This is a genomic window from Klebsiella sp. C239 (genome assembly GCF_048822715.1).
In the GTDB taxonomy this organism is placed as follows: Bacteria; Pseudomonadota; Gammaproteobacteria; order Enterobacterales; family Enterobacteriaceae; genus Klebsiella; species Klebsiella quasipneumoniae.
Genome location: NZ_JBMEZK010000004.1, coordinates 55,312 through 76,440 on the forward strand (window position 1 = coordinate 55,312; position 21,129 = coordinate 76,440).

Sequence of the window (21,129 nt, forward strand, 5' to 3'; positions counted from 1 at the left end):
TTTAGTTAAATCACTCCAGTCATGCCTCGCTCCCCACCGCTGCGGAACCAGAGTACTGAAACGATAGATTCTTAATGCAACATAAAGAAACTTTTGATTCATAAAAAGGCAACCAATGCGTCACATTGCACCGATGTGGTGCGTCATGACCTATCGCTGTGCCTCAGGCCGGCGGTTTTCCTCCCTCCGGCGAACTGGTACGCAAATTGCTGTAGTCAGTCACAACATCGGGAGAAGGAGAAAAATATGAAAGCAATCGTGATTGGCGCCGGCATCGGCGGCTTAAGTGCGGCAGTGGCGCTCAAACAGTCGGGGATCGACTGCGAAGTCTATGAAGCGGTGAAAGAGATCAAACCGGTCGGCGCGGCAATTTCCGTGTGGCCCAACGGCGTGAAGTGCATGGCCCACCTCGGTATGGGCGATATCATGGAAACCTTCGGCGGACCGCTGCGCCGCATGGCGTATCGCGATTTCCGCAGCGGCGAGAACATGACCCAGTTCAGCCTCGCGCCGCTGATCGAACGTACCGGCAGCCGCCCCTGCCCGGTCTCCCGCGCAGAGCTGCAGCGGGAAATGCTGGATTACTGGGGACGGGAAAGCGTGCAGTTCGGCAAACGCGTCACCCGCTGTGAAGAAAACGCCGACGGCGTGACGGTGTGGTTTACCGACGGCAGCAGCGCCAGCGGCGATCTGCTGATTGCCGCCGACGGCAGCCATTCCGCGCTGCGTCCGTGGGTGCTCGGCTTTACCCCGCAGCGCCGCTACGCCGGCTACGTCAACTGGAACGGTCTGGTGGAAATAGATGAAGCGCTGGCGCCCGGCGATCAGTGGACCACCTTTGTCGGCGAAGGCAAGCGCGTCTCGCTGATGCCGGTCTCCGCCGGCCGGTTCTACTTTTTCTTTGATGTGCCGCTGCCGGCGGGTCTGGCGGAGGATCGTGACACCCTGCGCGCTGACCTCAGCCGCTACTTTGCCGGCTGGGCGCCGCCGGTGCAGAAGCTGATCGCCGCCCTCGACCCGCAGACCACCAACCGTATTGAAATCCACGATATCGAACCGTTCAGCCGCCTGGTGCGCGGTCGCGTCGCGCTGCTGGGCGACGCCGGACACAGCACCACCCCGGATATTGGCCAGGGGGGATGCGCGGCGATGGAAGATGCGGTGGTGCTGGGCGCCGTTTTCCGCCAGACCCGCGATATTGCGACCGCCCTGCGCGAGTATGAAGCCCAGCGCTGCGACCGGGTCCGCGATCTGGTACTGAAGGCGCGCAAGCGCTGCGATATCACCCACGGAAAGGATATGCAGCTCACTGAAGCCTGGTACCAGGAGCTGCGGGAGGAGACCGGCGAGCGGATTATCAACGGCATGTGCGATACCATCCTCAGCGGGCCGCTGGGCTGACGGTCGCCATGGATTCAATCACCGCGCTCAGCGTCTGAATGGCCATCTGCGCAGGACGCGATAGCTGACGCGAAGGCGCGGTGCACAGCGCCAGGGTCAGCGGCCGCAGCAGCGTACTGCGCAGCGGGACAAAGGCCAGCTGGCCGCGCTGAACCTCGTCCAGCACGTCGAGCAGGCTGAGGAGCGTCACGCCGCTGCCGCGCAGCACCAGCGACTTAATGAGCCGGATATCATTGCAGCTGATGGTATTCTCCGGCGCAAAGTCATGGTGGCGATAGAGAAGCGCCACCCGCTCATGAACGATCAGCGGCGCGCCGGGCACGATGTGCCGCTCGAGGCTGAGCTCGCCCAAAGACAGAGCCCTCGCCCCCGCCAGGGGGTGGTCCGGGCGCATCACAATCCCCACCTCCAGTTCGGCAAAGGCCAGCACGCTGAGTCCGGCCTGCCCCTGCGGATCGAGGATCAGACCAACGTCCAGATCCGCCTGACGCACTTTCTGGCTGACGGTGTGGCTGTCGGCCACCTGCAGATCCAGCTCCAGCCACGGCCAGCTGGCGATAATCTCCGCCAGCGCGGCGGCGAAGCCACCTTCCGCCAGCGCCTGCACCATACCGACGCTGACGCTCCCGCGCTTCATCCCCTGCAGCTCATCAAATTTCTGCCGGGTCTGGCGAAACTCCTTCTGCCAGCGCAGCAGATTGTCATACAGCAGTTCGCCCGCGGTGGTCATTCGCAGTCCCTCCGGCAGCCGCTCGAACAGCGGTGTCCCGAAGGCCTCCTCGGCCTGCAGGATCTGGCGGTTAATCGCCGAGGCGGAGATATGCAGCTGCTCGGCGGCCCGGCGCAGGCTGCCGCAGCGGGCCACAGCGATGAAATAGTGGGCGAAACGGGAAAATGGACTCATGGCGACCCTGTACTCTTTTTTGCAACAGCAGAGTGAATTAATGGTGATGGATGTGAACACCCTAATATGACAACAATAATCTCACAACAATAAAACAATCACCGATGTGAGCAGGAAGAGAAATCATGAAGACAACCATCCCGACGCCCCCCGCCCATTGCACCTTTGATCCAGAGGACTGGCTGCGGCTGGCCCGCTGCTGGCACCCGGTGGCCCGCGCCTGCGATATTGGCGGCGCCCCGGTGAAAGCCACCCTGCTGGACGAACAGCTGGTTATCTATCGCATTAAAGGTCAGGTGGTGGTCGCCCGCGACGTCTGCCCGCACCGCGGCGTCCCGCTGACCCTGGGGTTTCATGAAGAAGAAGGCATCGTCTGCCCCTATCATGGCCTGCGCTTTGGCGAGGATGGCCGCTGCAACCGCATCCCCTCCAGTCCGGGGCAACCCATACCAGCCAAACTGCATCTCACCAGCTTCGCCGTGGAGGAGCGCTACGGGCTGATCTGGACCTGCCTGGCCTGCGATCCGGACAATCCGCCGCCGTTACCGACCATGCCGCACTGGGACGACGCCGGCTTTCAGCAAATCAACTGCCCGGCCTTCGAGGTGAAGGGCTTTGCCGGCCGCCAGGTCGAAGGCTTTCTCGATGTCGCCCACTTTGCGTGGATCCACACTGATACCTTTGCCGACCCGGACAATCAGCAGGTGCCGGACTACACCCCGCAGGAGACACCGTTCGGCTTTGTTGCCGACTACTGGAGCTCGGTGGGCAATTACCCGGCCAGCTCCGATTTCCGCGCGCCGGAAGGGTTCCAGTGGCTGCGTCACTTTGAAATGCATCTGCCCTTCACCGCCACGCTGACCATCCATTTCCCTGCCGATGCGAAGCTGGTGATCATGAACGCCGCCTCGCCGGTGTCGTCGCGCGTGACGCGGATGTTCGCCCCTATCGCCCGCAATTTTGACCTGCATGTGCCGGTGGAAGACGTTCATGCGTTCAACCTGCGGGTGTTTGAGGAGGATCGCCTGATGGTTGAGACCCAGCGCCCGGAGCGGCTGCCGCTGGATCTGACCCTGGAGGCGCATATTCCGGCAGACCGCAGCTCTATCGCCTACCGGCGCGGGCTGAAGAAGATGGGCTTTGGCGATTTCTTTCTGGTATGAGTGGAGGTCTTATGCGCGACATACTCCCGGTGGTGGTCGATGGCCTGTGGCGCCAGGGCGCGAAAAATCTGGCCGTTCGTCTGGTGAGCGCCGATGGGCAACCGCTGCCGGCGTGGACGCCCGGCGCCCATATCGACCTCCATCTCCCCTGCGGGCTGATCCGTCAGTATTCGCTGACCGGCAGCCCGGCCGGGCGGGATCACTATCTGCTCTGCGTCGCCCGCGAGGCGCAGTCGCGAGGCGGCTCCCGTTATATTCATGACACCCTGCGCCCGGGGCAGCCCTTGCTGATCTCTGCCCCGCGCAACCACTTTCCCCTGCGCGGGGGCGGCCACGTGGTGCTCCTCGCCGCCGGGATCGGCATTACGCCGCTGCTGGCGATGGCCCACGCCCGGGCGGCGTCCGGCGCCAGCTTTACGCTGCACTACTACGTCAGCCGCGCACAGGAGGCCGCCTTCGCCACCGAGATCGCAAGCCAGCTCACCGGCGGAACCTGCCTGATCCACTGCTCTACCGACGGACAGAGTCCGCGCCTGCGGCTGGCGCAGGATCTGGGCGCGCCGGACGCCGACACCCGGGTCTATTTCTGCGGACCGGCAGGGTTTATGAACCAGGTGCGCGACATCGCGCTGGCGGCCGGCTGGGCGGAGGCGCAACTGCACAGCGAAGCGTTCCAGCCGCCCGCCCCGACGGCGGCCTCGGCGGCGGACGGAACCTTCACCATCACCCTCGCCTCCACCGGGGAGCGCTGGCCGGTACCGGGGGACAAAACCATCGCCCGGGTGCTGCAGGAGCATGGCGTCGACGTGCCGCTCTCCTGCGAGATGGGGATCTGCGGCGCCTGCCTGACGCCGGTGCGGGAGGGAACGGTCGACCACCGGGATACCGTGCAGTCGGAGGCGGAAAAACAGGCAGCGGAGCAGCATATTGCGCTGTGCTGCTCCCGCAGCCTGTCGGCCAATTTAGTTATCGATCTCGCGGGATAAGCGACCGGTCTCCGGCTGTTCGGCGCGGGCGACCGGTTTCACCCGCACGGCGGTGAAGACCACGACCATCGCGGTCAACAGCAGCACACCGCTGCCGGTGAAGACGCCGCTGGCGCCGTGCAGATCGAACACCGCCCCGCCGCCGGCGGCGCCGGCGCTGATGGCCAGCTGAATAGAGGCCACCAGCAGACCGCCCGCGCTTTCCGCCTCATCCGGCACGGTGGTGGCCAGCCAGGTGGACCAGGCCACCGGCACCAGACCGAAGGCAAACCCCCAGAGGGCGACCAGCAGCCCGTCGAGCACGCTCAGATGGCCAAACGTCACCATCAGCAGCGCCAGGACGCTCATCATCAGCGGTACCAGCGCCAGGGTCAGACGCAGGCTGCGGCTCAGCAGATAGCTCGCTACCGAGGTGCCGATAAAGTTAGCGATACCGAAACCGAGCAAAATCAGTGAAACGCCTTCAACGCTGGCCTGCGCGACGGTCTCAAGGAACGGCCGCAGGTAGGTGAAGAAGGCGAAATGGCCGCTGAAAATCAGGATCGACGCCAGCATGCCGCCCAGCATACCGGGACGGCGCAGCACCCTGAACAGCGTGGAGAAGGTGCCAACGCTTTCCGGGCGCATGGAGGGCAGCACCCACAGCTGCCAGAGCAGCGCCAGCAGGCTGGGTATCGCGCAGAGAATAAACACGTTGCGCCAGCCGATCAGCTCCCCGAGGTAGCTGCCGAGCGGCGCGGCCACCACTGTGGCGACAGACACCGCGGAAAAGATGATCGCCAGCGCCTTCGGCACATGGGCCGCCGGCACCAGACGCATCGCCGTGGCGGTGGACATCGCCCAGAAACCGCCGATGGCGATCCCCAGCAGCAGACGACCGAGCAGGAGAAACGCCAGCGAACCGGCAAAAGCGACCATCAGGCTGGAGACAATCTGCAGCACGGAAAAAAACATCAGCACCCAGCGGCGGTCGATATTGCGGGTGGCGGTGGCGATCAGCAGGCCGGTGACTAACGCCACCAGCGCCGTGGCGGTCACCGCCTGCCCGGCCATCCCTTCGCTGACGCCGAGGCTGCTGGCCATCGGCGTTAACAGGCTGGCGGGCAGAAACTCGGCCACGATCAGGCCGAACACCCCGAGGGCCAGGGCATAGACGGCACGCCAGGCAGGCCTGACGGGTGTCAGGCTTGCGTCAGCAGCTATGCAGGAAGTCATATACATCTCTCCAGGTTTATTAACATCCTGGTCATCTTAGGGGCTTACCCCTGGACGATATATGATGCATACTCTTCAGTTATTGATTATTCGTCCGGAATTACCATGAGCCAGCCTACTATCGACCTGACCAGCGAACTGCTGCGCGGTATGCGCCTCTCCGGCGTGAATTACCGGCGCATCGAAACCTCCCGCCCGTTTGGCGTCGGTTTTAGCGCCGTGGCGGGCAAAGCCCAGTTCCATTTCATCAGCCGCGGACCGGTGCTGCTGCGCATGGCCAGCGGAGAACAGTTCACCCTGGAGAGCGGCGACGCGCTGTTTATTCCCAACGGTGACGGACACTCCCTGCTCTCCGATCCGCAGGCCGCGGTGGTGAATGTGGCGCAGCTGAACAGCGAAACGGTGTGCAGCACGGTAAGTTGCATCAACGCTGGCGGCCAGCCTGACTGCCCGGAGCGCGCCGTGATTTTCAGCGGTTGCATGGACTTTGAGCTCGGCGGCATGCAGCCGCTGGTGAAGGCCATGCCCGAGGTGATGCGGGTGAGTTGTCTGCTCCACACCTGGCCGGAGATCCAGCCGCTGCTGGCCGCAATGGAGCGGGAATCCCTCACCCGCCAGGCGGGCTATGCCGGGATCCTCGCCAGGCTGGCGGACGTGGTGGCCGCGCTGATTGTGCGCGGCTGGGTGGCATGCGGGTGCGGTAACGCCACCGGCTGGGTGCAGGTCCTGCGCGATCCCCGGCTGGCGAAAGCGATCTACGCCATGCATCAGCGTCCGGGCGTTAACTGGAAAGTGGAAGATCTGGCGCGGGAGGCGGGGCTGTCGCGCTCTCTCTTCGCCGAGCGTTTTCTTGCCGCCACCGGCACCACCCCCGCCCGCTATCTGACCGAGCTGCGTATGCGGCTGGCGGTGCAGTACATCACCCACGAAGGCCAGGCGCTGGAAAAGGTGGCCTTCCGCCTCGGGTATCAGTCGCTGGCGGCCTTCAGCCGGGCTTTCAAACGCATCACCGGCCAGCCGCCGGGGGCCCTGCGCGCCACGGCACGCTAGAGTCAGCCTTTATATAAAGCGATACACGCCGTTGCCAACGCGAAAGCGTTGCCCCTTAAGCGCCGGGTTGGCGACGCGAAACACCAGTTCGGTCAGCTGGTTGGCGGCTCCTTCGCGGAAAGTAAACCACTGGCCGCCCACGTCCAGCCCCTGCTCCCCCTGTGGCGGGAAGCCCAGCAGCGCCTGCCAGCTATCGCGCACCGCCTGCGGATTGTCCACCTCGAACACCGCCTGCTCGAGCACAATGTCGCCCAGCGGATGAGGCACGTCCAGCCCCTGGGCGCGCAGCCGCGCCAGCCGGGTCTCGTCGTCTTCTCCCCACTGCAGCACAAAAGGATAGACCAGTCCGTCGGTGTCGCCATCGATGGTGAAGATCCGCCAGCGGATGACATTGCCCTGCGGATCGTGGCGCTGGCCATCGACGATCGGTGACACCGCCAGCCCCTTGCGACGCAAGTGGTCATGGGTGGCGTCGATGTCGTCGCTGCGCAGCGCGACGCGAAACAGCGCTTCGTTCTCCGGCAGCAACCGCGCGGCATCCCGCGAGAGCAGAAACCTGTCCGTCGCGGCGCGCAGTTCGTCCGGGTCGGAAATGGCGAGGAATTCGATATAGGTCAGACCAAAATAGCTCAGCGCATTGCGGGTTCCCCACCCCGGATGGCGCCCGCCGGCCACCGCCCGCAGCTGCTGTCCGGCAATGGTTTCAATCGCCGCTTCCGGCTGATTCACAAACTGTACTGCGTGGTCCCACTGCAAGGTTGCCATGATCTCTCCCGCGGTTGTGCCTGTTCAGGCGTCTGCGGCAAAAGATAGTGCCGGGGTGAAGGGAATGGCAAACAAGAATTAAGTATATCGAAAGCTGGATACGTGATTTATATCAACGCGGTATATGGAGTCTGGCAGGCGATGAAACGGCGGACTCACGAATGGCCCGCCGGCTGGATCAGACCGACCCTTCTTTCTCAATCACCAGAATACGCGCCGCTCCCTGGGGATGAGCGACATGCTCGCATCCCACCTCGGCGTAGAAGATATCGCCGGCGTTCAGCACGATCACCTGCTCCTCGCCGTTGACTTTCACATGCATCGCCACCTGACCATCCATGACGGCAAACACCTCCTGACCGTCGTTGATGTGCCAGATATAGGGTTGGTCGGTCCAGTGCAGGCGCACGGTGGTGCCGGAAAAATTGGCGATATCCAGCGCGCCCCACGCGCGGTCGGCGGTGAAATCTTTACTGCTCCAGCTCTGCATAATGATGTCCTGTGGTAAGGGTTATTTTTTCTGCCAGTTTGCCCATGGATCCGCTTTCTCTGCCGGCGCATCGTCGTCGAGCGAAGCCAGATACATCGCCTCCACCTCTTTGCGCGCCCACGGCGTCCGGCGGAGAAATTTCAGGCTGGACTTGATGCTGGGATCGCTTTTAAAGCAGTTAATGTTGACCTGGCGGGCCATTTCCGCCCAGCCGTAGCGCGCGACCAGGGCATTGAGCAGCGCTTCCAGCGTCACGCCGTGCAGGGGATCTTTTGAACTGTGCATGAGGATACATCCGTTCCGCATTAAAAAAGTGCGCCCACCTTACTGACTCTCGGTGACGGGCGCAACGGCTTCAGTTCGCCCTTACGCCTTTATCTATTTAACGCAAAAGCACTGAACCCCGCGCGAACATAAATTAGAAAATAACGTTATTGGTTGATTATCTGGCCCTGAGGCAAGCTGTGCTCAGCCCCGAACAGAGGAAATCACCATGCGCTGCTGTTGTGCCCGAACCCTGAACCTGAATCGACCCATAACATATTATCCGTTTTCGGAGAACACCATGAACGCGACAACCCTGCCGATTCTCGATCTGGCCCGCTACGCGGACCCCGCGAATAAAGCGGCCTTCCTGGCCGACCTGCGCCATGCCGCCCGCGACATCGGCTTCTTTTATCTGATCAACCACGGTGTCGACGACGCGCTTCAATATGAAGTTCAGCGCCAGTCCCAACGCTTTTTTGCCCTCGATGAGGCGCAAAAACAGCAGGTGGCGATGATCCACTCCCCCCATTTTCGCGGCTATAACCGCGCGGCCTCTGAGCTGACGCGCGGCCAGCCTGACTGGCGAGAGCAGTTTGATATCGGCGCCGAACGTCCGGCGCTGACCCTCAGCGATGACGCCCCGCGCTGGCAGCGCCTGCAGGGTCCGAATCTGTGGCCTGCCGCCCTGCCGTCGCTTAAACCGGTATTACTTCACTGGCAACAGCAGATGACCCAGGTGGGGATCCGCCTGCTGCGCGCCTTTGCCGAAGCGCTGCAGCTCCCGGAGAATGCCTTTGACCAACTCTATGGCGACAAACCCAACGAGCATATCAAACTGATCCGCTATCCCGGCCAGCAGGAGACGCAAAGCAGCCAGGGCGTCGGCGCCCATAAAGATTCCGGTTTTCTCAGCTTCCTGCTGCAGGACGAACAGAAAGGGCTGCAGGTTGAGGTGGCGCCCGGGCAGTGGATCGACGCTGTGCCGCTGGCCGGCAGCTTTGTGGTCAATATTGGCGAACTGCTGGAGCTGGCCACCAACGGCTATCTGCGCGCTACCGTTCACCGGGTGGTGTCGCCGCCGGCGCAGCAGCAGCGCCTCTCCATCGCTTTCTTCCTTGGCGCCCAGCTTGACGCGGTGGTGCCGGTTTATACCCTGCCGCCCGAGCTGGCGCGTGAGGCGCGCGGTCCGGACAGCGACCCGCACAATCCGCTGCTGCGCGATGTCGGCTGGAATTATCTCAAGGGCCGTCTGCGTTCCCATCCGGACGTGGCGGAACGCTACTATCAGGACGTGTTTCGCGAACGCGCCGAGCAATTGATCGTTTAACCATAACTAAAAAGGAACACACCATGAAATATGCCGCTTTTAAACTGGCAGGGGTCGCACTGTCTCTTTCTCTGGCATGGACGTCTGCCCAGGCCGCCGCGCTGCGCGTCGCCGCGGACCCGGTTCCCCACGCGGAGATCCTCAACTACATCAAAAAAATCGATCCCAGCCTCGATCTGAAGGTGGTGGAGCTGACCAGCGGGGTCAACGCCAATGAACTGCTGGCCAGTGGCGACGTGGATGCCAACTACTTCCAGCATGTTCCCTACCTGAAGGATCAGGAAAAAGCGCTGGGTAAAACCTTTGCCGTCGCGGCCACCGTGCACATTGAGCCGCTGGGGATCTACTCGCATAAACATAAAAATTTCTCGTCGCTGCCGGACAACGCCACGGTGGCGGTGCCGAATAACACCACCAACCTGAGCCGTGCGCTGTTCCTGCTGCAGGCGCAGAAGCTTATCAAGCTGGACCCTAAATTTACCGACCCGGCCACCACTCTGGCGACGCCGAAGGATATTGTCGAGAACCCGAAACACCTGAAGATCCTGGAGATTGAATCGCCGCAGATCCCGCGCTCCCTCGACGATGTCGACCTGGCGGTGATTAACGGTAACTACGCCCTCGAAGCCGGGCTGGTGCCGGCGAAAGACGCTCTGGGGCTGGAAAGCGCCGAGCATAACCCCTACGCCAATATCCTGGTGACCACCCCAGCCCTGGCCAATGACCCGCGCATTAAGGCGCTGGCGAAAGACCTGACGTCGCCGCAGGTAGCGGAGTTTATCCGTAAAAACTACAACGGCTCGGTGATCCCGGTGGCCCCTCAGTCATGATAACCATCGAAGGGCTGAGCAAAACCTACGCCGGAACCGGCCGACCGGCGCTGAACGATATCGCGTTACAGATCCCGAAAGGGGCGATATACGGCATTCTCGGGCGCAGCGGCGCCGGCAAAAGTACGCTCATCCGCTGTCTCAATTTGCTGGAGCGGCCCACCTCGGGCCGCATTCTGGTGAACGGACAGGATATTACACAGCTGAACAAGGCGGCGCTGCGGGATTATCGCCTGCGTACCGGGATGATTTTCCAGCACTTCAATCTGCTGCATGCCCGCACCGTCGCCGACAACATCGCGGTGCCGCTGGAGATAGCCGGGGTGCCGCGAGCCGCTCGCGAAGCGCGGGTGCGCGAACTGCTGGAGCTGGTGGATCTCAGCGACAAGGCCGCCGCCTTCCCGTCTCAGCTTTCCGGCGGGCAAAAACAGCGCGTCGGCATCGCCCGGGCGCTGGCCGCCCGACCGGAGGTGCTGCTGTGCGATGAGGCGACCAGCGCGCTGGATCCCGAGACCACCGCCTCGGTGCTGGCTCTGCTGGCGGATATAAACCAGCGGCTCAATCTGACCATTGTGCTGATAACGCACCAGCTGGAGGTGGTGAAAACCATTTGTGACCACGCGGCGCTGCTGGAACAGGGCGAAATTGTCGAAAGCGGCAAACTCGCCGACCTGCTGGTGACCCCGTGGTCGCGGCTGCGTCAGTCGCTGCTGCACGACCCGCAGGCTGAACAGGATTTTCTTACCCGTCACGGCGTTCAGGGGAGGCCATTATGCGGAGTAGCATGAGCTGGGAAGATTTGTGGCCGTTATTACTCGACGGCACGCTGGATACGCTCTATATGGTGGGCCTGGCGGCCCTGTTTACCGTGCTGATCGGGCTGCCCACCGGTGTGTTGTTATTTATTTCCCGCGCCAACGGCCTCGCGCCGATGCCGAAACTGAACGCGCTGCTGGGGGCGGCGATCAACATCGGCAGATCGTTACCGTTTATCGTGCTGCTGATCGCGCTGATCCCTTTTACCCGCCTGATCGTCGGCACCACGCTGGGCAGCACCGCCGCTATCGTGCCGGTGACCATCGGCGCCTTTCCGTTCTTTGCCCGTCTGACGGAAAACGCGCTCGACGAGGTGGATTACGGGAGAATCGAAGCCATTCTGTCGATGGGCGGCAACGTCTGGCACGTGATTTTTAAATCTCTGCTGCCGGAAGCCCTGCCGACGCTGCTGGCCGGGATTACGCTGACCATCGTGATGCTGATTGGCTTTTCGTCGATGGCCGGGGTGATCGGCGGCGGCGGACTCGGCGACCTCGCCATCCGCTACGGCTATCAGCGGTTCAATAATGAGGTGATGTTTGGCACGGTGCTGATCCTGGTGGCGATGGTTCAGGGCGTACAAATGGCCGGCGATCGGCTGGTGCGCCGCCTGGCACACCGCCGCTAACCGTCAGATATTAATTCCAGCCGCACTCAGCCGCCAGCTGGCGGACCAGACTGGCGGCGTCACACTCGCGGATCAACCCCACACCCTGCCCGGCCCAGTGCGCGCCATACTCATGGACGCCCTGGGCTTTCGCGGCGGCGGCCAGCGCTTTGCCGATATCATATGCCAGCGGATAATCCGGCACAGCGCTCGCCGGACAGGCTTCCCCCACTGCACAGAAGGTATTCGCCAGACAACGTGCCGGACGCCCGGATATCGCTGAGGTCAGTACCGTGCGCCCGTCAATGCTGTTAGCGATCGCCGCGCGGTAGCCAGCGTCGGCGGCCGATTCCGCACAGAGTAAAAACGCCGTGCCGAGCTGAGCGCCCTGCGCCCCCAGCTGCATCACGCTGGCGATCCCCGCGCCGTCCATGATGCCCCCGGCGGCGACCACCGGGATGGTCAGCCGACGCCGCAGATGTTGCACCAGAGTAAAGGTGCTCATCTGCGCATCTGGCTCCTGCGGGTCGAAGATCCCCCGGTGCCCGCCCGCCTCAAAGCCCTGAGCGACCACCACGTCAATCCCCTGCTGCTCAATGACCTGCGCCTCCTTAAGCGACGTCGCCGTGGCCAGAGTGACGATCCCCTGCTGTCGCAGGCGCTGGATCGCCTCGCGCTCAGGAAGGCCGAAATGGAAGCTCACCACCGCGGGTGAGAGATCGAGAAGCAGCTCCAGCATGGCGGTGTGGCCGATAAACGTCTGGTATATCTCCCTAAGCGACGCCGGAGGGAGACTGCCAAAGCGGGTAAAATGGGGGCGCAGCGTCTCAGCCCAGTCCGCCTCCCGTCGGGCGTCGCGCCGGGGCGGCGCATGGCAAAACAGATTGACATTGAACGGCCGGTCCGTCAGCTGGCGGGTGGCGACGATCATCGCTTCCGCCTGGGCAACGGTTGAAGCGCCCAGCCCCAGCGAACCCAGCGCCCCGGCATGGCTCACCGCGGCAGCCAGCGCGGGGGTGGAGACGCCCGCCATCGGGGCCTGGATCAGGGGGTAGTCAATATCAAGAAGCGAAAGCAGTGAATTTTGCATGGGTTCCTCGTTTATGAGCGATGCCGGAGGCTTACCATCTCTTTTAAAGATGATAAGATCAACATCATTATCATATTGAGAATAAAAATATGAACCACAGCACACTGCAGATTTTTCTCCAGGTGGCCGACACGCAAAGCGTCACTCTGGCAGCAAAACGGCTTGGCCGCGCCCAGTCCAATATCACCACCCGTATTCAGCAACTGGAGGAGGAGCTTGCGGTGGAACTCTTCGTCCGCGGCAACAAAAAAATGGTGCTGTCGCCGGCAGGCGTTCAGTTTCTCAGCTATGCCCGGCGGATCCTGATCCTGGCGGAAGAGGCAAAGCAGAGCCTGCATCCAACCACGCCCGGCGGCAGCCTGCGGCTGGGCGCGATGGAGGCGACCGCCGCCAGCCGTCTGCCGCCGCTGCTCACCCGCTTCCAACAGCGGTGCCCGCAGGTGGATGTCACGCTCAGCACCCGGCCGACCCGCCAGTTAACCGAGGGGGTATTAACCGCCGCCCTTGATGCCGCGCTGGTCTGCCTGCCGCCAGGGACGGATGGTCAACCGGCATGCCCGCCAGGCCTGGGATCTGTCCCGGTGTTTCAGGAAACCCTGATGCTGGTCCGTCCGCAGAGCGCTGGCCCGCTGCGGTTCGCGGCATTTGCCAGCGGCTGCAGCTATCGGACGCTGGGAGAGCGCTGGCTGGCGGAACAACAGGCGGCCGTGGAGGTGCATGAGGTGAGCTCCTATCACAGCATGCTGGCCTGCGTGGCCTCCGGGCGCTACGCCTGCCTGTTGCCGCAGAGCGTGCTGGCGCTGATGACGCTTCCCGAAAACAGCTTAAGCGAACCGCTGTGCGAGGCGACCACCCAGCTTATCTGGCGCCAGGGGTTCAGCACCTCCGCCCTCAGCGAGTGGCGCATCCTGTTGCAAAGCGCCGCGAACGGCTAAGCTAAAAGAGGAAACCGCGACGCACTCGCCGGAGGCGAACCTGAGCTCTTACCGACAAACGCAGAGGCGTTTTGCCGCTACAGTATCCACCCGAGCGACAAAATCGTATTCGCCAGGTCGCGGCTATGATGCCGCTTTTTTGCCGGGTGGCGGCTGCGCCTGACCCGGCCTACGCCTTTTGGGAGTCATTATGTCGTTCTGCCACATGCGCATTGCCAGACCGGTCAGCGAACTGGAGAGCACCGCCAGCATGTATTGCGCCGGGCTGGGGCTGCAGCAACTTGGAAGCTTTACCGATCATGAAGGATTCAGCGGGTTGATGATCGGTTCGCCGGATGCCAGCTGGCATCTGGAATTCACCCACTGCCGCCACCATCCCGTTACCCCCTCGCCAGGAGATGAAGATCTGCTGGTGCTGTACTATCCGCAGCCTGAGGCCTGGAAGGCACAATGCAGCGCCATGGACGCCGCCGGGTTTCTGCGCGTCACGGCATTCAACCCCTACTGGGAGGTCAACGGCGTCACTTTCGTCGACCGCGACGGCTATCGCACCGTGCTGCAAAACCGCGCCTGGGGGGAAGTGCGAAACGTTTCACATCACGAGGAGCCTCAATAACCTCCCTGAGGTGACCCGCACCGCGCCCGGCGGGGGCGTTAAGCCTGTTCCGCCCGCAGCCACGGCGTCACGGTAAGCCCGGCCAGCAGACCTTCCGGACTGAGCAGACGGGTGACGGTCTGCCCCCACGGCTCGTCGCGCGCGGCAACAAGGAGGTGGTACCCCTGCTGCTGCAGCTGCGCCGTCGCCGCGGCAAGGTCGCGGACCTCAAATTCAATCCACGCCTGCGGCACCGGCTCCGTCTCCGGCCACTGCTCCTGACCAAAACAGGACTGCGCCGCCTGCGCCAGCGGCCACAGCGCAAAATGCTTCACCCCGCCAATGGCATCCTGCTCGCTGAGCAGATACGCCTCGTTACCCGGCATCGGCTTCAGCGGCAATCCCAATGCCTGACAATAGAAATCACGGCTTTGCGAGGTGCTTTGGGTAATAGGGCCGAAGCCCGCAATGAACATAACGTCAATATCGGCGAATTCCTGGGACATATACTCTCCTCAAGGCGGCGGCAAGATACCGTCATCATGCCCCGAAGCCGGCGTCAGCGGCAACACCGTTAATGACGGCGGCGAGGCCATCGATCACGGATAAAACGCCCTCGCCACTCGCCAGCCTCTTCGCGGCGCGTTATGCTAAACATCCCTATGTATTAACCCTTTATCCCTATGAGCACTTCCGTCAGCACCACGCAACTTAATCTGCGCATCATTTCGATCGTTGTTTTTACCTGTATCTGTTATCTCTCTATTGGTCTGCCGCTGGCCGTTCTGCCGGGTTATATTCACTATCAGCTGGGCTACAGCACCTTTGTCGCCGGGATCGTGATCAGCCTGCAGTACATCTCGACGCTGATAAGCCGGCCGCACGCCGGGCGCTACACCGATATCTGGGGCCCGAAAAAAGTGGTTAGCCTCGGGATCGTCTGCTGTCTGCTCAGCGGCGCCTTCACGCTGCTGGCGGTAATGTTGCAGGCGATGCCGATGCTGGCGATTGCCGCGCTGTTGGCGGGCCGGGTGTTTCTTGGCGTCGGCGAAAGCTTTACCGCCACCGGCGCCACGCTCTGGGGGATCAAAACCGTCGGCGCGATCCATACGTCGCGGGTGATCTCCTGGAACGGCGTGGCAACCTATGTGGCGATGGCGGTCGGCGCGCCGTTGGGGGTCACCCTTAACCAGTATTTCGGCATCAGCGGCTTTGCCACGGTGGTGGTGCTGGTCGCCGCCATCGGACTGCTGTTCGCCCGCACGCGGCAGGACGTCAGCGTGACCGCCGGCGTCAGAGCCCCCTTTCACGCGGTGGTGCGCAAAATCTGGCCTTATGGGCTGGGGCTGGCCTTTGGCACCGTCGGTTTCGGCGTTATTGCCACCTTTATCACCCTCTACTTTGCCGCGCACAGCTGGCAGGGCGCCGCGTTTACCCTCTCGCTGTTCAGCGTCGGCTTTATCTGTGTTCGCCTGGTGCTGGGGAACACCATCACTCGCTATGGCGGGGTCCCGGTATCCCTGGCCTGCTTCGTCATCGAATGTCTCGGCCTGCTGCTTATCTGGCTGGCGCCGTCGGCCTGGGTGGTGGGGATCGGCGCCTTTCTCACCGGCTCGGGTTTTTCGCTGGTCTTCCCGGCGTTGGGGGTTGAGGCGGTAAAACAGGTGGAAGAGCAAAACCAGGGGACCGCCCTTGGCACCTTCTCGGCGTTCCTTGATCTCGCGCTGGGGCTGACCGGGCCGCTGGCCGGCTGGGTCGCCGGGTACTACGATCTCGCCACCCTGTATCTGCTGGCGGCAATCGTCGTAGTGTTCGCTTTCCTGCTGATTTTACGCGTATATCTGCAACAGCGGGCCGCGGTCAGGACGTAGCCAGGCCCGGCTCGCGGAACGCCGCGGGCCGCCGACACCGGCAAAAAACGAATCGGCAATTGACGACGATTCGGCTTCCGTGCCAACATCCCCTTCAGCGTCTGGCGACAGATGCAAGGACGGTGGCGGAAAACAACAGAGATCGCGCAACGATCCGGCCCGCCGCCGTAGTCCAATCCGAATCACTGACCCACACGGTGAATTCCTGATTCTGGCGGGAAACACAGACATGCACCAAAGTTTTAATCAGCGCGTTCATTTCTATTACTGCGTCCTGGTCGCGCTGAAGATGCACGGAAAGTCGAAAAAGTCGGGCGGTATCAGAGGAAAGAACAACTTTCTGCTGAAATGGCTGCGCCGGGCGCAGGATAACAACATTTTCCCTCCCGATATCACCAGTGAAATCGAATGGCTGCGCGGGAAGATTATTCAGGCCGGCTACGATACCGATCTCGAGCCGATGCTGGATTTTGTTTACGCCACCGCCAGCCGCGCCGAAGCGCTCAAGAACGCCGAATAAGCCACTGCGCCCGCTGCGGGCGCAGATGCTGCCCAATCCGCTTACTCCCTGACAATATGCCCATCACGCACGGGATAGCCTGCTGAGGTTATTTTATCGGTGACACTGTCACGCAAGGCAGATGCTGCAGTGGATCATTTCCCCCTGACAGGCGGCCCCGGGCGTTCTATGCTTTGCCCTGTCTCCCTTACACAGGACAACGCCCGATGGCCGACTGGAACCCTTCGCTGTATCTGCAGTTTGACGCTGAGCGCACCCGCCCGGCGGCTGACCTGCTTTCCCGTATCGCTCACCTGCAGGTCGAGAGCGTCGTTGACCTCGGCTGCGGGCCGGGCAACAGTACCCGCCTGCTGCGTGCCGCCTGGCCGCTGGCGGCGATCGTCGGTATCGATAACTCCCCGGCCATGCTGGACCAGGCGACGCAGGCCTTACCTGACTGTGAGTTTATCGAGGCCGATATCGCCAGCTGGCGGCCTGCGCAACCGCCGGACGTGATCTATGCCAACGCCTCGCTGCAGTGGCTGGCGGATCATGAGACGCTGTTTCCGCATCTGGTGAACCAGTTGGCGGAGAACGGTACGCTGGCGGTGCAGATGCCGGATAACTGGCAGGAGCCCTCCCATACTCTGATGCGTCAGGTCGCCAGCGAGCTGGGATTACCGGACCGTGGTCGCCAGCCCTTGCTTCCGCCGAACGCCTGGTACGATCTGCTCACCCGTCAGGGCTGTGAGGTTGATATCTGGCGCACCACCTATTTTCATCCGCTCGCTTCTCATCAGGCGATCGTCGACTGGCTGCAGGGCACCGGACTGCGACCTTATCTGACGGGCCTCGATGAACCGGCCAGGAGCGCCTTTCTGACCCGCTATTTGGCATTGCTGGCCGACCACTATCCGTTACAGTGTAACGGAATGGTGCTTCTGCGCTTCCCGCGTCTGTTTATCGTGGCGCGAAAAAGAGCCGCCTGACGGTTGGCCTGAGCAAGTCGTAAAACATAACCAACACAAAAATAAGAGCGGGCCAGCTGACCATCCTGATTTTCAGGATTAACTATCCTGAACATTGCGATATTCAACACATTCCTCAGCGTGCGACAGTGACGACCACTTCAACCTGTAACGGGAGTCACTATGCATACCCCCTCTGTCGATCGCCACACGCTGGCCGCCATTGCGCCAAAACTGGCCGAACTGACCGAAACGGTGCTGTTTGGCGATATCTGGGCACGCAGCGAGCTGTCGCTCCGCGAACGCAGCTTAATCACCCTCTCCGCCCTGACGGCGCTGGGCAAAACGGAGCAACTGCCCTGGCATATCGCCTACGGCTATCAAAATGGCCTGAGCCAGGAGGAGATGGTCGAATTGTTTACCCACCTGGCGTTCTACGCCGGCTGGCCGGCGGCGGCCAGCGCCCTGACCTGCCTGAACGCGCAGGAGGCGCCATGCCTCTGACGCGTATTTCGCTTGGCGCGGCCTGGCGTCCCGCGGAGTTTGCTCAACTGTCGGCGCTATTCCATGAATGCCTGGTGGCGGAGTTTGACGTGCCGCCGGCGGACAAATTTCAGTTTATCGAGCAGACCGCCGACGGACAGCGCATTTACGACCCGCATTATCTCAGCGGCGGGCGCAGCGCCCGCTTCGTGCTGTTTCATATTTTCGCCGGGAAGCCGCGCCGCCGGGCGCAGAAACAGGGGCTCTACCGTCGGCTGTGCGCGCGGTTAGCCGATGAGATGGCGGTCAGCCCGCAGGACGTGATGGTGGTGATCCAGTTTAACCAGCTGGAGGACTGGAGTTTCAGCGCCGGCATAATGGCGGGTGAATAAGACAGGCGGCGCCTGCAGGGCGCCGCGATTCAGGCTATTTTGTTGCTACCAGGCGAGATGATGCACCAGTGACAGATCCCAGGCCGTCGCCAAGAGCGAAAGAAACATTATCAGATTGACCACTGTTTCGAGACGTTTTTCCATCGTTGCTTCTCCTGAGCCTGTTTCCCCTGTTATAGCGGGAAAAGCTTAACAACATCTTATCGCTTCAGGAGTCGAGGGTGATCCTGTAGCGCACATAATCGTCAGCCGGGGTGAATTCATCATACAGGTGGCGGGCGGGATTATCACGGCGAGTATGCCAGTACAGACGTGACCAGCCTTTCTCAGCCCCTTCGGTTTGCAGCGACTTAATCAGCGTTCTGGCAATGCCTTGTCCGCGGAAGGCAGGATCGACGAACAGATCCTCCAGATAGCAGATCGGCGTGGTGACCCAGGTGCCTTCGTGCAGAATGCAGATAGCGAACCCCACCACGGTATCATCCACCACCGCGACTCTGCCCAGCACCGGTGAGTTCACCTCCAGCATCCGCTGCCAAGTGCATTCGGTCACCTCTTCCGGTTGCGGGCTGCCGTAGAAGCGGGTATAGCCTTCCCAGAGCTGAAGCCATTCGGCTTTGTCATGCGGCCGAACTTCCCGGATATCGATGACCATGCGAGTTTCCTTACAGATGAATGAATTAGCCTGCGAACATTGGCAGGAAATATGTGATATGTGTTAAGGCCATTATTTTCCTGCGCAGGTATTTGTTCAAGCGGCTTAACCACAATTCTCCCCCTGCGCAGGGCGATTTGGCACTAAAAAGCCTTTTGCAGCGAGGCTGCCGAACGGCTAAATCTGGTTAATAAAAAAGTATGTTGTAACTAATTCGAGTGCGATTAAACCCGGCCGCAGCCGGGTGAATAGACTCCGCTTTCAGCAGAGCGGCCTGACGGCGTCTCGCATACCGCGGGTCAGGATAGCGTCAAGGTCAGCGGCGACCTGCTCCACCAGGCCGGGGATCTGGCTGAGATCCTGCTCCCAGTGGGACTCCACGCTGAGCACGGCGGAAACCAGCTCGCGGATGCATATCTGGCCGTCACGATGGCGGGCCCAGAGCGTCTGGTAGCGCGTCAGCCATTCCGCATCATCCTGTACCGGATAGCTTGTCCCCTCCCGCTCTCCCCGGTAGAAGGCGATCAGCGCCGCCAGGGCGAAGGTCAGGCGCGGCGGCAGCGCGCCATGCGCCTTCTGCCCTGCCAGCAGCTGCGGCAGAATGCGGGTGCGGTATTTGGTCATGCCGTTGAGAGCGATCGAGAGCAGCTGATGTTTGATATAGGGATTACGGAAGCGCCCGGTCACGGCGCTGGCGAATGACACCAGCTCATCGCGCGGCAGATCCAGCACCGGAATAATCTCGTCATAAATCGCCTTTTCGACAAACGCGCAAATTTCCGCATCGTTCATCGCCTCGCCGACGGTGTCGATCCCGGCCAGGAAGGCCACCGGCACCAGGGCGGTGTGCGCCCCGTTGAGGATCGCCACTTTGCGCTCTTTATAGGGCTTGATATCGTCCACGATGCGCACATTGAGCGGCAGCTTATCGAGTCGCAGCTCGCTGGCTAATGAGGCGGGCCCCTGAATAACGAACAAATAAAAGTGCTCGGCAGTATCGAGGAAAGCGTCCTGATAGCCGGTTTGCGCCTCCAGAGCCGCCACTTCATCGCGCGGGTAGCCGGTCACTATGCGATCCACCAGCGTGGAACAGAAGGTATTTGCCGACGTCAGCCAGTTGATAAAGGCCTGCGGCAGCTGCCACTCGGAGGCATAGCGCAGCACCAGCGTCTGCAACGCCTCGCCGTTATAATCGATCAGTTCGCAGGGGATGATCACCCATCCCTTATCGGCTGCGCCGGCAAAATGCTGGTAGCGTTCAAACAGCAGGCGGGTCAGTTTTGCCGGATAGCTTACCGGCGGCGCGTCATCAAACCGATCCCCAGCATGGTAGCTGATGCCCGCCTCAGTGGTATTGGAAAAGACAAACCGCATCTGGGGGTTATGCGCCAGACGTAAAAAAGCGTCGTAGTCAGCGTAAGCGCTGATTTCCCGATTGACCGAGCGGATCAGCCGCGCGTCGCTAACCGCTTCGCCCTGCTCGTTGAGACCGCGAATGATGGTGGTATAGAGGCCGTCCTGGGTATTCAGGGAGGGGGGGAAATCGGTGGCGATAGGACGAACGACCACGATGCCAGCATTCAGGTCGGTATGCGTGTTGAGCAGGTCAATCTGCCAGTCAACGAATGCGCGCAGGAAGTTACCTTCTCCAAACTGGATGATACGGTCAGGGTACTGCGCGCCGGGGAAATCACGACGGTTTAACGTTTTCACAATGGGTTCCCTCTAAGAGTAGTCATACAACCTGAGTAATTGGTCCAATAACTTATCAGGTTTTACTACCAGTGAAACCCTGTTTTGATCAAAGGATTCTGTAATAA

Annotated in this window: 24 protein-coding genes; 15 read left to right on the forward strand and 9 right to left on the reverse strand. The window is 61.6% G+C overall.

The genetic code is table 11. The features are described 5' to 3' along the window. Positions 1-246 precede the first annotated feature (246 nt). Positions 247-1,401, forward strand: a complete 1,155-nt coding sequence (hpxO, locus tag ACOI6Z_RS12495; protein ID WP_023289663.1) for an FAD-dependent urate hydroxylase HpxO — start codon at positions 247-249, stop codon at positions 1,399-1,401. Here hpxO and hpxR read toward each other — a convergent pair. Continuing rightward, on the reverse strand, positions 1,382-2,305 hold the full coding sequence (gene hpxR / locus ACOI6Z_RS12500) for a LysR family hpxDE operon transcriptional regulator HpxR (protein WP_023289662.1): 924 nt from the start codon (positions 2,303-2,305) through the stop codon (positions 1,382-1,384). The two genes, hpxO and hpxR, sit on opposite strands and share 20 nt — an antisense overlap. Positions 2,306-2,430: 125 nt before the next feature. Here hpxR and hpxD point away from each other — a divergent pair, with 125 nt between their 5' ends. Then, positions 2,431-3,468, forward strand: coding sequence for a molybdenum cofactor-independent xanthine hydroxylase subunit HpxD (hpxD, locus tag ACOI6Z_RS12505; RefSeq protein ID WP_048297498.1), 1,038 nt, complete (start codon positions 2,431-2,433; stop codon positions 3,466-3,468). An 11-nt stretch (positions 3,469-3,479) separates the two neighbouring features. Continuing rightward, the gene (hpxE, locus tag ACOI6Z_RS12510; protein ID WP_064157613.1) at positions 3,480-4,454 is read left to right on the forward strand and encodes a molybdenum cofactor-independent xanthine hydroxylase subunit HpxE; all 975 of its coding nucleotides are present in this window, start codon (positions 3,480-3,482) and stop codon (positions 4,452-4,454) included. On the opposite strand, the gene ACOI6Z_RS12515 is transcribed toward hpxE, so the two are convergent. Beyond that, positions 4,431-5,669, reverse strand: a complete 1,239-nt coding sequence (locus ACOI6Z_RS12515; protein ID WP_032452827.1) for an MFS transporter — start codon at positions 5,667-5,669, stop codon at positions 4,431-4,433. The two genes, hpxE and ACOI6Z_RS12515, sit on opposite strands and share 24 nt — an antisense overlap. A gap of 105 nt (positions 5,670-5,774) precedes the next feature. Between ACOI6Z_RS12515 and ACOI6Z_RS12520 the strand changes: the two genes are divergently transcribed. Beyond that, the gene (locus tag ACOI6Z_RS12520) at positions 5,775-6,719 is read left to right on the forward strand and encodes an AraC family transcriptional regulator (protein ID WP_065812517.1); all 945 of its coding nucleotides are present in this window, start codon (positions 5,775-5,777) and stop codon (positions 6,717-6,719) included. A 9-nt stretch (positions 6,720-6,728) separates the two neighbouring features. On the opposite strand, the gene ACOI6Z_RS12525 is transcribed toward ACOI6Z_RS12520, so the two are convergent. The 3 genes from ACOI6Z_RS12525 to ACOI6Z_RS12535 form a co-directional block, all read right to left on the reverse strand. Then, positions 6,729-7,484 (reverse strand): VOC family protein, encoded by a 756-nt coding sequence (locus tag ACOI6Z_RS12525; protein WP_049014129.1) that lies wholly within the window; start codon positions 7,482-7,484, stop codon positions 6,729-6,731. Between the two features lie 178 nt (positions 7,485-7,662). Next, complete coding sequence (locus ACOI6Z_RS12530; protein WP_023289656.1) at positions 7,663-7,974, reverse strand: cupin domain-containing protein; 312 nt, start codon at positions 7,972-7,974, stop codon at positions 7,663-7,665. Positions 7,975-7,995: 21 nt separating this feature from the next. Beyond that, positions 7,996-8,259: a VF530 family DNA-binding protein gene (locus ACOI6Z_RS12535; RefSeq protein WP_004205937.1), complete on the reverse strand. Its 264-nt coding sequence runs from the start codon at positions 8,257-8,259 to the stop codon at positions 7,996-7,998. Between the two features lie 280 nt (positions 8,260-8,539). Between ACOI6Z_RS12535 and ACOI6Z_RS12540 the strand changes: the two genes are divergently transcribed. The 4 genes from ACOI6Z_RS12540 to ACOI6Z_RS12555 are packed head-to-tail and all read left to right on the forward strand — an operon-like array spanning position 8,540 to position 11,842. After that, positions 8,540-9,568: an isopenicillin N synthase family dioxygenase gene (locus tag ACOI6Z_RS12540; protein WP_065812515.1), complete on the forward strand. Its 1,029-nt coding sequence runs from the start codon at positions 8,540-8,542 to the stop codon at positions 9,566-9,568. Positions 9,569-9,591: 23 nt separating this feature from the next. Next, entirely contained in the window at positions 9,592-10,398 is an 807-nt protein-coding gene (locus ACOI6Z_RS12545; protein WP_032452814.1) for a MetQ/NlpA family ABC transporter substrate-binding protein, read from the forward strand. Then, a complete protein-coding gene (locus ACOI6Z_RS12550; RefSeq protein WP_023289653.1) occupies positions 10,395-11,186 on the forward strand; it encodes a methionine ABC transporter ATP-binding protein in 792 nt (263 codons plus the stop codon). Before ACOI6Z_RS12545 ends, ACOI6Z_RS12550 begins: the two co-directional genes overlap by 4 nt. Then, positions 11,183-11,842 (forward strand): methionine ABC transporter permease, encoded by a 660-nt coding sequence (locus tag ACOI6Z_RS12555; RefSeq protein ID WP_072096700.1) that lies wholly within the window; start codon positions 11,183-11,185, stop codon positions 11,840-11,842. The genes ACOI6Z_RS12550 and ACOI6Z_RS12555 overlap by 4 nt, the downstream gene beginning before the upstream one ends. A gap of 10 nt (positions 11,843-11,852) precedes the next feature. On the opposite strand, the gene ACOI6Z_RS12560 is transcribed toward ACOI6Z_RS12555, so the two are convergent. Next, positions 11,853-12,911: an NAD(P)H-dependent flavin oxidoreductase gene (locus tag ACOI6Z_RS12560; RefSeq protein WP_065812514.1), complete on the reverse strand. Its 1,059-nt coding sequence runs from the start codon at positions 12,909-12,911 to the stop codon at positions 11,853-11,855. 89 nt (positions 12,912-13,000) lie between these two features. On the opposite strand from ACOI6Z_RS12560, the gene ACOI6Z_RS12565 reads away from it, so the two are divergent. Further along, complete coding sequence (locus ACOI6Z_RS12565) at positions 13,001-13,846, forward strand: LysR substrate-binding domain-containing protein (RefSeq protein WP_044522978.1); 846 nt, start codon at positions 13,001-13,003, stop codon at positions 13,844-13,846. 190 nt (positions 13,847-14,036) lie between these two features. Then, a complete protein-coding gene (locus ACOI6Z_RS12570; RefSeq protein ID WP_050534219.1) occupies positions 14,037-14,462 on the forward strand; it encodes a VOC family protein in 426 nt (141 codons plus the stop codon). A gap of 38 nt (positions 14,463-14,500) precedes the next feature. On the opposite strand, the gene ACOI6Z_RS12575 is transcribed toward ACOI6Z_RS12570, so the two are convergent. After that, complete coding sequence (locus ACOI6Z_RS12575; RefSeq protein WP_044522975.1) at positions 14,501-14,947, reverse strand: VOC family protein; 447 nt, start codon at positions 14,945-14,947, stop codon at positions 14,501-14,503. A 177-nt stretch (positions 14,948-15,124) separates the two neighbouring features. Between ACOI6Z_RS12575 and ACOI6Z_RS12580 the strand changes: the two genes are divergently transcribed. The 5 genes from ACOI6Z_RS12580 to ACOI6Z_RS12600 all read left to right on the forward strand — a co-directional run bounded on the left by ACOI6Z_RS12580 (position 15,125) and on the right by ACOI6Z_RS12600 (position 18,654). After that, entirely contained in the window at positions 15,125-16,312 is a 1,188-nt protein-coding gene (locus ACOI6Z_RS12580) for an MFS transporter (RefSeq protein ID WP_420687384.1), read from the forward strand. Between the two features lie 229 nt (positions 16,313-16,541). Then, entirely contained in the window at positions 16,542-16,832 is a 291-nt protein-coding gene (locus ACOI6Z_RS12585) for a hypothetical protein (RefSeq protein ID WP_008804940.1), read from the forward strand. Between the two features lie 206 nt (positions 16,833-17,038). Further along, entirely contained in the window at positions 17,039-17,800 is a 762-nt protein-coding gene (tam, locus tag ACOI6Z_RS12590; RefSeq protein ID WP_065812513.1) for a trans-aconitate 2-methyltransferase, read from the forward strand. 162 nt (positions 17,801-17,962) lie between these two features. Then, a complete protein-coding gene (locus ACOI6Z_RS12595) occupies positions 17,963-18,283 on the forward strand; it encodes a carboxymuconolactone decarboxylase family protein (protein ID WP_044522959.1) in 321 nt (106 codons plus the stop codon). Continuing rightward, positions 18,274-18,654 carry a tautomerase family protein gene (locus ACOI6Z_RS12600; protein WP_023289643.1) on the forward strand — a complete coding sequence of 127 codons (381 nt, stop codon included), beginning with the start codon at positions 18,274-18,276 and terminating at the stop codon, positions 18,652-18,654. Before ACOI6Z_RS12595 ends, ACOI6Z_RS12600 begins: the two co-directional genes overlap by 10 nt. A 208-nt stretch (positions 18,655-18,862) precedes the next feature. On the opposite strand, the gene ACOI6Z_RS12605 is transcribed toward ACOI6Z_RS12600, so the two are convergent. Both ACOI6Z_RS12605 and ACOI6Z_RS12610 read right to left on the reverse strand, forming a co-directional pair. Further along, on the reverse strand, positions 18,863-19,309 hold the full coding sequence (locus tag ACOI6Z_RS12605) for a GNAT family N-acetyltransferase (RefSeq protein WP_032452801.1): 447 nt from the start codon (positions 19,307-19,309) through the stop codon (positions 18,863-18,865). 261 nt (positions 19,310-19,570) lie between these two features. Next, entirely contained in the window at positions 19,571-21,022 is a 1,452-nt protein-coding gene (locus ACOI6Z_RS12610; RefSeq protein ID WP_064154642.1) for a tagaturonate reductase, read from the reverse strand. Between the last annotated feature and the right edge of the window lie 107 nt (positions 21,023-21,129).

What these genes read in the sequence shown, in the direction of transcription:
- ACOI6Z_RS12520 (WP_065812517.1), top strand. Translation starts at nt 5,775, where the DNA reads ATGAGCCAGCCTACTATCGACCTGACCAGCGAACTGCTGCGCGGTATG.
- ACOI6Z_RS12560 (WP_065812514.1), bottom strand. Translation starts at nt 12,911, where the DNA reads ATGCAAAATTCACTGCTTTCGCTTCTTGATATTGACTACCCCCTGATC.
- hpxR (WP_023289662.1), bottom strand. Translation starts at nt 2,305, where the DNA reads ATGAGTCCATTTTCCCGTTTCGCCCACTATTTCATCGCTGTGGCCCGC.
- ACOI6Z_RS12545 (WP_032452814.1), top strand. Translation starts at nt 9,592, where the DNA reads ATGAAATATGCCGCTTTTAAACTGGCAGGGGTCGCACTGTCTCTTTCT.
- ACOI6Z_RS12605 (WP_032452801.1), bottom strand. Translation starts at nt 19,309, where the DNA reads ATGGTCATCGATATCCGGGAAGTTCGGCCGCATGACAAAGCCGAATGG.
- hpxO (WP_023289663.1), top strand. Translation starts at nt 247, where the DNA reads ATGAAAGCAATCGTGATTGGCGCCGGCATCGGCGGCTTAAGTGCGGCA.
- hpxD (WP_048297498.1), top strand. Translation starts at nt 2,431, where the DNA reads ATGAAGACAACCATCCCGACGCCCCCCGCCCATTGCACCTTTGATCCA.
- ACOI6Z_RS12570 (WP_050534219.1), top strand. Translation starts at nt 14,037, where the DNA reads ATGTCGTTCTGCCACATGCGCATTGCCAGACCGGTCAGCGAACTGGAG.
- ACOI6Z_RS12595 (WP_044522959.1), top strand. Translation starts at nt 17,963, where the DNA reads ATGCATACCCCCTCTGTCGATCGCCACACGCTGGCCGCCATTGCGCCA.
- ACOI6Z_RS12525 (WP_049014129.1), bottom strand. Translation starts at nt 7,484, where the DNA reads ATGGCAACCTTGCAGTGGGACCACGCAGTACAGTTTGTGAATCAGCCG.
- ACOI6Z_RS12535 (WP_004205937.1), bottom strand. Translation starts at nt 8,259, where the DNA reads ATGCACAGTTCAAAAGATCCCCTGCACGGCGTGACGCTGGAAGCGCTG.
- ACOI6Z_RS12585 (WP_008804940.1), top strand. Translation starts at nt 16,542, where the DNA reads ATGCACCAAAGTTTTAATCAGCGCGTTCATTTCTATTACTGCGTCCTG.
- tam (WP_065812513.1), top strand. Translation starts at nt 17,039, where the DNA reads ATGGCCGACTGGAACCCTTCGCTGTATCTGCAGTTTGACGCTGAGCGC.
- ACOI6Z_RS12555 (WP_072096700.1), top strand. Translation starts at nt 11,183, where the DNA reads ATGAGCTGGGAAGATTTGTGGCCGTTATTACTCGACGGCACGCTGGAT.
- hpxE (WP_064157613.1), top strand. Translation starts at nt 3,480, where the DNA reads ATGCGCGACATACTCCCGGTGGTGGTCGATGGCCTGTGGCGCCAGGGC.
- ACOI6Z_RS12565 (WP_044522978.1), top strand. Translation starts at nt 13,001, where the DNA reads ATGAACCACAGCACACTGCAGATTTTTCTCCAGGTGGCCGACACGCAA.
- ACOI6Z_RS12540 (WP_065812515.1), top strand. Translation starts at nt 8,540, where the DNA reads ATGAACGCGACAACCCTGCCGATTCTCGATCTGGCCCGCTACGCGGAC.
- ACOI6Z_RS12580 (WP_420687384.1), top strand. Translation starts at nt 15,125, where the DNA reads ATGAGCACTTCCGTCAGCACCACGCAACTTAATCTGCGCATCATTTCG.
- ACOI6Z_RS12550 (WP_023289653.1), top strand. Translation starts at nt 10,395, where the DNA reads ATGATAACCATCGAAGGGCTGAGCAAAACCTACGCCGGAACCGGCCGA.
- ACOI6Z_RS12530 (WP_023289656.1), bottom strand. Translation starts at nt 7,974, where the DNA reads ATGCAGAGCTGGAGCAGTAAAGATTTCACCGCCGACCGCGCGTGGGGC.
- ACOI6Z_RS12515 (WP_032452827.1), bottom strand. Translation starts at nt 5,669, where the DNA reads ATGACTTCCTGCATAGCTGCTGACGCAAGCCTGACACCCGTCAGGCCT.
- ACOI6Z_RS12600 (WP_023289643.1), top strand. Translation starts at nt 18,274, where the DNA reads ATGCCTCTGACGCGTATTTCGCTTGGCGCGGCCTGGCGTCCCGCGGAG.
- ACOI6Z_RS12575 (WP_044522975.1), bottom strand. Translation starts at nt 14,947, where the DNA reads ATGTCCCAGGAATTCGCCGATATTGACGTTATGTTCATTGCGGGCTTC.